Raw genomic sequence first — 9,462 nt, 5'->3', positions numbered from 1 at the left:
TTTTTTTTCCAAAAAAACATTTATCACAGGCATTAACTCCTTGCAACTCCTATATCTCCTTTATTTTTTCTTATCCCTTATCCCGAATTGACGTTTTTTGCAATATCTATACCAATTGTGGTAACTTCCATATGAACCTCCTTATTGTTGTTTAGGATTCATTTCCTATCCTAGAAGATTAGCATATGCTTCTCATTCTGTATATAGGGTAGATCCATACAATTATTTCAGGAGAATTGGGTAGCAGGAATGATGGGACTCGCCTATAAGTAATAGGTGAGCGACGAGTGACGACGTCCACAACTGTTGAAAGTTAGAAGAGGAAGAGGTTTTAGACCGAATAGTTTAAAAATCGTATGTGGTCAACGTCTATTAGCGAGAAAGACCTTAGGTCGACGAAGCAATCCATAAAAGTAACCAAAGATGGATTGCCACGACCTACTTGCGTGGTCTCGCAATGACAGAAAACCTATCTAAAACCCGCTTTACCTTCTAACTTTCAACAGTTGTGGGACGACGTCCCCAACTTCTCATCAATTGACTATATATAAAATAAGAGGCAAGAATATGAGTACCATACCTTTTTGTAAAACCAATTTGCAAACTATTCTACAAAATAGTTTGAGTATTCCTAAAGTTGTTATATATACTGATGGAGCTTGCTCAGGTAATCCTGGACCAGGCGGTTGGGGGGCATTGTTACAATTTAATGGAGTTTGTAAGGAGATATTTGGTCATGAGCTACACACCACTAATAATCGCATGGAAATGACAGCAGCAATTGAAGCGTTAAAAGTTCTTAAAAAATCATGCTGTGTAGAACTTTATACAGATAGTAAGTATTTACAGCTTGGAATAACTCAGTGGATTAACACCTGGGTAAAAAATAACTGGCATAAAAACAACAATGATCCTATCAAGAATGTTGATTTATGGAAAAAATTGTACGACGAACTAGGTAAACACTCTATTATCTGGAATTGGGTTAAAGGTCATGGTAATAATAAGGGAAATCAGATAGCCGATAGTCTGGCTGTCAAAGGAAAAGAAACTGCTATAAAAATGCTCAAATGTCATTCATAGATAATTTTTTTATATCTATTTTCTCTAAGGAAATTGGGAAAGATCAATTTGGTAACAAATATTACGAAAGTAAAAAGCTTGATTATTTAGGTCAAGCTAGAAGACAGGTGGTTTATAAAGGTAAAGTAGAAGCATCAAAAGTTCCGCCTATGTGGCATGCTTGGCTGCACTATATGATCAATGAAGTGCCAATCAATAATAGACCTCTTGCAAAACTCGCTTATGCTGAGGAATTTGAAGGAGACGCGGAACGCAGAACCGCAGCGTACTCTAGTGTACGTGAGGATTCGAGTACCGCATCGACGTACAAATTACCAGCAGAAGTAGAGTTAGGCAAGAGGTCTAATGATAAATTTGACTGGCAACAAGATTATCTTCCTAATATCACTGGTACTAGCTTGTCGCATAAGATAGTAAAAAACAAGACAACCAAAGCCGAATATAGTAGGTGGCAACCTTTAGACGAATCAAATTTAGGTGAATCAAAATAATGAAACAGAATGTTATAGAAACTTTAGTTGGCTTTATAGTAATAGTAGTTGCTATAGGTTTTTTTATTTTTGCTTATAAAATTGGCAACTCATCAAGAGTCGAATCTGGGTATATGCTTAAAGCAAATTTTCAAAACGCTGAAGGGATAGTCAGGGGAAGTGACGTGATGTTAGCTGGTGTAAAAATCGGATCAGTAATTGATATAACTTTAGATAAGAGTAGTTTTTTTGCCTTATTAACGATTTGCATCAATAACGATATAAAGTTACCTAAAGACACTAGTATAGCAATAGTTACAGGTGGAATACTTGGTAGTAGATATATATCTGTAACTCCAGGTTCGTCTGAAGAAAATTTGGCGATAGGTGAGCAGATAAAATACACTCAGTCGGCGGTTAATATTGAATCCTTGATAGGTAAATTAATTTATTCCTTTGGTAGTGGTAAGAAGTAATATTAAATTTTATTCAAAATCCTATTAGTGTACATTGCAAATTAGTGTATAATTGTAGTGACAAGGATTATTATATTAACTAGTTATGGAATAAAAAATAAGCAATATCGCAAAAATAATGAAAACAGCTATTAGTGGAGCAGAAAAATCTGCTATATTTATAGATATAACAGATTTTACCATAACTTGTTATATCGAATTCAGGTTATATTACAAAATGAAATAAGTTATAATCACAATGTTTAAATTAGCTAATATATTAAATACACTGAAATCACCTACCAATCCTACGATAGAACCTAAAAATGTTCAGTCTGGTAACTCTGTTAAAATTACTAGGAATTGGTACGAAGAAAGATCTGATAAAATCATTGTACAGCGTAATATCTTGTTGGTAATATCTATATTACTGATACTTTTAGTAATGGCATCTATAGCAGCGGTAACTATAGTGATAAATTCAAGAGAGTTTAGCCCTTTTGTTATCCAAATTGATAATAGTACAGGTATGGCAACGATTGTTAATCCAATATCTTCGGAGATATTAAGTGGCAATGATGCTCTTTCAAGATATTTTATTAAAAAATATTTAATAGCTAGGGAAACATATAATCCTGTTGATTTTGATACTGAAGCACGTAGAAGGGTTAGGTTATTATCTTCAAATTCAGTATATTATAACTATCTTGGCTACATAAAAAATAAAGATATAGATCCAGTTTTAATGTATGGTCAAAATAACACAACTTTCTTACTAATTAAATCTTGGTCAAAATTACAAGAAAATTTACAAGAAAATAAAAATAAATATATGATTAGGTTTTCTATTAATGAAACAGCAGGTGATAGAAAGGTTTTTAATAAAATAGCAGTGGTAAGTTTTTCATATATTCCAATGGAATTAACAGATATAGACCGAGATATTAATCCAGTAGGCTTTCAAATTAATGATTACAGGGTAGATGATGATAATAGCTAGACTTCTTTTTACAGCAATAATATTATTGCATTCGGTTATTGCCAATGCTGATACAAGTAATATGCATGTAGGTAATGATTTAGATGACCTGGCAATAACTACTGATAACAGAATTAAAACTTATATACATAATCCTAATGAGGTTTATTTATTAGTTCTGCATTTTGGGTTTCAGTCAAGTATAGAATTTGCCAAAAATGAGGAAATACAAAATATTGTTCTTGGAGAGTCATATGCTTGGAAAATGACTCCGTTGGCAAACAGATTGTTCATTAAGCCGTTGGAAAAAAACATTAGAACAAATATGACTATAATAACTAATAAAAGAACTTACCAATTCGATGTGGTATCCAAAGAATTGGAAGAAGGACGCGAAAAGGATTTAGTGTATGTAGTTAGGTTTTATTATCCTAAGAAAACCTTTAGTACTTTACAATAATTTTATTGTTAGTGCTAATCGATTGGCATTTAGTTATAGTAAACCTTGCATCATTGTTAGGAGTGCTAAAGCACGACGAAGCAATTGTAAGTTGTCATTCCCGCGTAAGCGGAAATCTATAATATCTCAGGGCTTTTTTGGCTCTATTTTTAGATTCCCGCCTACGCGGGAATGACAATAGTAAGTAGGTGTCACCCCTGCTTCGGTGCGGGGGCTAGATTCCTCACCGAAGCGGGGATGACAAACATTATCCAGCTAAAACCTTCTTGGGTTAGTTATAGATGATTTTTTTTATAAATTGATATTAATTTAACATGTCAGAACAAGATAATACTACTTCTCAAGTCAATGCAACTGGTGCAGAGGAACAAGATATACCAGAAGTTCAAAATGAGCTATCAAAAGTTGCCACTAATCCTAAGCAAAGTATTGCGATTTTGCTTGTCATTTCTGCTGTTTTTATATTTATTTTTTTTAAACTTTTTATTAGTGATAATAAACCAGAGGAGGTAGTAGTAGCTCCGTCAGCACCTACCGATATTACTAAACCGACACAAGATAACTCTAAAAATATACCAGAAATTCCAAAATTACCAGAAGCCCCTAAGCTTGAAGCCCCTGCGGAGCGTCCACCACCACCACCACCTCCTCCACAACCTATTCTCCCTCAAGTTGCTTTACCTACTGGAGAGAATAATAGTGCTGACAAAGTTACTCTTCCTTCCGTTACGCCAACAGCTCTTCCTGGGAAATTAACTGAAAGTGAGGAGGAAAAGAACCGTCGTGAAGCAAAGAGAAAATCTGCTATAGTATTAATTGCAGGAGTCCCAGAGAAAAAAACACCGGATCAAATTGCCGAAGAAGCAAATTTCCAAGATCGGGGAAATATGGCATTTGTTCTTGCTCGTGGCAAGATAATGGAAGCAGTATTAGAGACCGCTATTAATAGTGATTTAGGTGGAGAAATAAGAGCAATAATTAGCAGAGATGTATTCTCTGAAAAGGAGAAAATTATTTTAATTCCTAAAGGGTCAAAGATTTTTGGTGTTTATGCAACTGGTACTGATGGAGCGTATGGTCGAATTTCCATAATATGGAATCGTATTGATCTATCAAGCGGTTATACCATTAATTTAGATGCTTTGGCTGTTGATAATCTTGGAAGACCAGGCGAACAAGGAAGAGTAGATAATAAATTTAAAGAGCGGTTAACCAATGCTGTATTATCATCAGCATTTAATATTGTACTTGCCAATGCTCTTGACAAAGTGGTAGCTCCGCCAGTTAATGCACAAGCTACTGCTGCTAATACTGCTATCGCTGTTAATATACAGAATTTGGCACAAAGTATTAATAATAGTTCCGGTACTGAGGATGTTAAAATTGCACAGATATGTACTAATGTGATGAATGCCATTACTGATAAAAGCTCAACGGCATATATTTCAATGATGCAGGCTTGCAATATTGCTCGTAATCCAACTGGCTCGCAACCTGGTCAAAGACTTATAGCATTAATGAGTGCAGTAACTAGTGCAGCAGCTAGTTTGTTATCTAGTACGGCAAATGCTAGCACTCCAACTCAGGCACAAGCAGCTTCAAAACAAGCATTTACGGATGTTAGCAATACTGTGAAAGATATGATGAAGCAACAGGCATTTAAACCAACTATTACCATAGATCAAGGTACGTTAATAAAAATTTATGTTAATAAAGATTATAAATTTCCTCAAGCTGTACTAAGAAAATCAAGATTAATAAAATGAGTGATAATTTTGCGGCATTAGAGACTTTTTTATTACCATTTAAAGAATTATTTGCAGAAGATGGTATTAATGAGATCATGGTAAACAAACCAGGAGAAGTATGGGTTGAAAAGAAAGGAGATCAATTTTGTAAATTGGTACCTGAGCTTGATTTCGAACATCTTATATCACTTGGTAGGTTAGTAGCTCAGTCAACTGATCAGATAATTTCCGAAGAAAGACCTTTACTTTCCGCCTCATTACCCAATGGTTACCGTATTCAAGTAGTATTTCCTCCTGCTTGTGAACCGGGTTATGTTGGCTATGCTATCAGGAAAGGTAGTGCAATGAGTCTTACGCTAGATCAATATGACAAGATGGGAGCTTTTGATTCAACATCTACAGGGGAATTGATTGACGAGAATGAAGAAGTATTAAACAACTATCTGAAAGAAAATAAAATTAAAGAATTTATTCGGCATGCGGTAATTTCTAAGAAAAATATTATTATTAGTGGTGGAACATCAACTGGTAAAACAACCTTTACTAACGCTGCCTTAGCAGAAATTCCAAGTAGTGAGCGATTAATTACTGTGGAAGATGCACGAGAGGTAATTCTAACAAGCCATCCTAATAAATTACATCTCCTAGCTTCAAAAGGGGGGCAAGGTCGTGCAAAAGTTACTACTCAGGATTTGATTGAGGCGTGTTTACGTCTAAGACCTGATAGAATTATTGTTGGTGAACTTAGGGGAGCTGAGGCATTTAGTTTTTTACGAGCCATTAATACAGGGCATCCTGGTTCTATATCTACTTTACATGCTGATACACCAGCCATGGCTATAGAACAACTTAAGTTAATGGTTATGCAAGCTAGTTTAGGTATGCCACCGGATGAGGTAAAAAAATATATATTAGCGGTCGTCGATATTGTGGTACAATTAAAACGAGGTAGTGGCGGTAAAAGATATGTCTCAGAAATATACTATAGTAAGAATAGGCAAGGCTAACGATGGAATGGCATAAAATACAAAAACTTACTCGTAACATTTTAGGGCATGCTATAATACACCCATTGGTAATATTTTGTACGATATGGGTAAGTGGAGCGATAGTTGCATTTATTACTAACGAAACTAGAGCCCTAAATATTGACTTAGTAGCCATAGACATAGCTTATAAGTGGTTTTATTGGTTAGTTAGTGTATGGTCACAATTAGATCTTCAAGCATATAATTACTTGAAAATTAAGTTAATACTAGCCCTGACTATGCCAACAATTATAGTGATCATATTCTACTGGAAGAATTTCAAAAGAATAAAAAGTTTACAATTTTTTACTCAGGCAGAAAAAGTTTATGGTGATGCTAGTTGGGCTACTGAAGATGATATAAGTAGAGCTAATTTACGTGCAAAACATGGTATGTTACTTGGTACTAATAGTGGTGGGTATTTTGTTGCTGATGGGTTTCAACATGCTTTACTTTTTGCTCCAACCGGTTCAGGTAAAGGTGTAGGATTTGTTATTCCCAATTTATTATTTTGGGAACATTCTATAATAGTGCATGATATTAAGCTAGAGAATCATGGTTTTACAAGTGGGTGGCGGCAAAAACAAGGGCAACGTGTTTTTGTTTGGGAGCCATCAAATCCTGATGGGATAACTCATTGTTACAATCCGATAGATTGGGTAAGTACCAAACCAGGTCAAATGGTGGATGACGTACAAAAAATCTCAAATCTGATTATGCCTGAAAAAGATTTTTGGAATAATGAGGCACGCAGTTTATTTCTCGGTGTGGTACTATACTTAATTGCTGATCCGACAAAAACTAAATCTTTTGGCGAAGTGGTAAGAACAATGCGTAGTGATGACGTAGTGTATAATTTAGCAGTAGTTCTAGATACTTTAGGCAAAGTAATACATCCTGTTGCCTATATGAATATAGCAGCATTTTTACAAAAAGCAGATAAAGAACGTTCAGGTGTTATCTCAACAATGAACTCCTCCTTAGAATTATGGGCAAATCCCCTTATTGATGCTGCTACTGCCTCATCTGACTTTAATATACTTGAGTTTAAAAAGATTAAAACAACAGTGTATGTTGGTCTAACTCCTGATAACATACAACGTTTGCAAAAACTGATGCAGGTTTTTTACCAGCAAGCTACAGAATTTTTAAGTCGTAAAATGCCTGATCTAAAAGAAGAGCCTTATGGTGTGATGTTCTTACTTGATGAATTTCCTACTTTAGGAAAAATGGAAACATTTAAGGCTGGTATCGCCTTCTTCAGGGGATATAGAGTTCGCCTATTCTTGATTATCCAAGATACTCAACAGCTCAAAGGAACTTATGAGGATGCTGGTATGAATTCGTTTCTGTCAAATTCTACATATCGTATTACTTTTGCAGCTAATAACTATGAAACAGCTAACTTAATATCTCAGCTAGTTGGTAATAAAACAGTTGAACAACGATCATATAGTAAACCAATATTTTTTGATCTTAATATTTCAACAAGAACGCAGAATGTATCACAAGTTTCAAGAGCTCTGCTTTTACCTCAAGAAGTAATTCAGCTGCCAAAAGATGAGCAAATCGTGTTAATTGAATCTTTCCCGCCTATAAAATCTTTAAAAATTAAGTATTATGAAGATAAGTTCTTTACAAATAGGCTATTACCCCCTACATTTATTCCAACTCAAAAACCTTATGATCCAAATAAAAATAATGTAAATGAGGAACAAGAGAATGTAGATTCTAGCAATACAGATGCTACTACTATAGAAGATTAATTTTTTTAAGTAAGAAATAAGATAAATATCTATGCGTTCAGCTATTATTGATATTGGGTATAATGCCGTAAGAGCTGTAGTTTATGAATGTGATAGACTTGGAGCTCCAGAAATTTTTAATGATAAATTTAAAAGTGATATTATTAATTTACTTAATCTAGATAATTTGGAAGTAAAGCATCAAGCATATTTGTCACTACAATATTTAGTACATATTTTTGATAGGTTATCAGTCACAGATGTTAAATGCGTTGCTACTGCTGTACTTAGAGGACATCCAAGAGCTGAAGAATTTAGGGAGATAGTTAAGAGAGAGTTTAATATTGATATTGAAATTATTTCTGGTGAACGTGAAGCTTATCTTACAGCTGCTGGGTTAATTTCTGGTATTAATGATGCTTGTGGTATCGCAGCAGACTTAGGGGGTGGCAGTCTTGAGCTTGTCCAAATCAAAGATAAAAAGGTGGGTATTTTAAAGTCTCTACCTTTAGGCACTAGCCTAATCACTACTAGCATAACCACTAATTTAGTCACTAATACTCACTTTGACAATATTGATATAATTAGTCAAATGATTAAGAAAGAGTTTGAAGGATTACATTGCCCAAATTTATATTTAATAGGAGGGGCTTTAAGATTAATGGGGCGTTCTTATATGGAATTTATTCATTACCCTCTTAAAAACTTACATAACCTTGAAATAAACCGTAAGGAATTTGAACTATATCTTGAAAGATTGGCTCATGTTAATATGTTGAAAACACAATACAAGTCAAAAATTCATGGTAATGCAATTTTAGTGGCCCAATCTATGTTAAATGTCTTTTCACCAGAAAAGGTAATAATTTCAAATTATGGTTTAAAAGAAGGTGTTAGATTTGATTGCCTTCCTGAAGAAGAACAGCAAAAAGATATTATTTATGAACGAATCAAGACATTAGTAAATTTTGACGAGGCTACTTGCAATATCAAAAATTATACAGAAGTTATTAGACCTATCTTAATTCAACCAGATACCACAACAATTAGTATAATTGCTTTGGTCGTAATGCTTGCACAATATAATAAGAATATTGATAGAACACTGCGTTCTAATTTTATTGTTGAATTTATTCTATCTTCAGATATTCCTTTTACTCATCGTCAACGATTGATGATGAGTAACGCTCTTGCACTTAGCTATACATCCAAAAGTGATACATATATTAATAGGCTGGCAAAAAGAATGATTGATCAGTATGATTATTGTAACAGTCATGTAATAGGTAATTTTATAAAAATTGCTAGGGAAATTGATGGACCAAGATTTCAATCACCATCTTTTTCTTTTGAATTAAAAAATGATAAATATATTGAAATTTCTACACTAAATATTTTACCAAAACCAGTTTTTACCAAACTATGCGAATATCTAAAAGCTATAGGTTTTGCTCGAAAGAATATTTGTTGAATTTCTAAGTAACTTATCTAATA

At 34.0% G+C, this 9,462-nt stretch carries 9 protein-coding genes; all 9 read left to right on the top strand.

Annotated features, from left to right (window positions below):
- Nucleotides 1–567 precede the first annotated feature (567 nt).
- The 9 genes from rnhA to RiCNE_RS00655 all read left to right on the top strand — a co-directional run bounded on the left by rnhA (nucleotide 568) and on the right by RiCNE_RS00655 (nucleotide 9,439).
- The gene (gene rnhA, locus RiCNE_RS00695) at nucleotides 568–1,083 is read left to right on the top strand and encodes a ribonuclease HI (protein ID WP_094648721.1); all 516 of its coding nucleotides are present in this window, start codon (nucleotides 568–570) and stop codon (nucleotides 1,081–1,083) included.
- On the top strand, nucleotides 1,071–1,574 hold the full coding sequence (locus tag RiCNE_RS00690) for an NADH-ubiquinone oxidoreductase subunit NDUFA12 family protein (protein ID WP_094648720.1): 504 nt from the start codon (nucleotides 1,071–1,073) through the stop codon (nucleotides 1,572–1,574). Before rnhA ends, RiCNE_RS00690 begins: the two co-directional genes overlap by 13 nt.
- Complete coding sequence (gene mlaD, locus RiCNE_RS00685; RefSeq protein WP_094648719.1) at nucleotides 1,574–2,029, top strand: outer membrane lipid asymmetry maintenance protein MlaD; 456 nt, start codon at nucleotides 1,574–1,576, stop codon at nucleotides 2,027–2,029. The genes RiCNE_RS00690 and mlaD overlap by 1 nt, the downstream gene beginning before the upstream one ends.
- Nucleotides 2,030–2,267: 238 nt before the next feature.
- Nucleotides 2,268–3,008 (top strand): VirB8 family type IV secretion system protein, encoded by a 741-nt coding sequence (locus tag RiCNE_RS00680; RefSeq protein ID WP_094648718.1) that lies wholly within the window; start codon nucleotides 2,268–2,270, stop codon nucleotides 3,006–3,008.
- Nucleotides 2,995–3,447: a TrbG/VirB9 family P-type conjugative transfer protein gene (locus RiCNE_RS00675; RefSeq protein WP_192866910.1), complete on the top strand. Its 453-nt coding sequence runs from the start codon at nucleotides 2,995–2,997 to the stop codon at nucleotides 3,445–3,447. The genes RiCNE_RS00680 and RiCNE_RS00675 overlap by 14 nt, the downstream gene beginning before the upstream one ends.
- A gap of 314 nt (nucleotides 3,448–3,761) precedes the next feature.
- Nucleotides 3,762–5,213: a TraB/TrbI/VirB10 family type IV secretion system protein gene (locus RiCNE_RS00670; protein ID WP_094648716.1), complete on the top strand. Its 1,452-nt coding sequence runs from the start codon at nucleotides 3,762–3,764 to the stop codon at nucleotides 5,211–5,213.
- Nucleotides 5,210–6,202 carry a P-type DNA transfer ATPase VirB11 gene (gene virB11 / locus RiCNE_RS00665; RefSeq protein ID WP_094648715.1) on the top strand — a complete coding sequence of 331 codons (993 nt, stop codon included), beginning with the start codon at nucleotides 5,210–5,212 and terminating at the stop codon, nucleotides 6,200–6,202. The genes RiCNE_RS00670 and virB11 overlap by 4 nt, the downstream gene beginning before the upstream one ends.
- A 2-nt stretch (nucleotides 6,203–6,204) precedes the next feature.
- Complete coding sequence (locus RiCNE_RS00660; RefSeq protein WP_094648714.1) at nucleotides 6,205–7,989, top strand: type IV secretory system conjugative DNA transfer family protein; 1,785 nt, start codon at nucleotides 6,205–6,207, stop codon at nucleotides 7,987–7,989.
- Nucleotides 7,990–8,020: 31 nt separating this feature from the next.
- On the top strand, nucleotides 8,021–9,439 hold the full coding sequence (locus RiCNE_RS00655; protein WP_094648713.1) for a Ppx/GppA phosphatase family protein: 1,419 nt from the start codon (nucleotides 8,021–8,023) through the stop codon (nucleotides 9,437–9,439).
- Nucleotides 9,440–9,462 lie beyond the last annotated feature (23 nt).

The sequence above is a fragment of the Rickettsia endosymbiont of Culicoides newsteadi genome (assembly GCF_002259525.1).
Taxonomy (GTDB): Bacteria; Pseudomonadota; Alphaproteobacteria; order Rickettsiales; family Rickettsiaceae; genus Tisiphia.
This window is presented reverse-complemented; position numbering and strand designations above follow the sequence as displayed.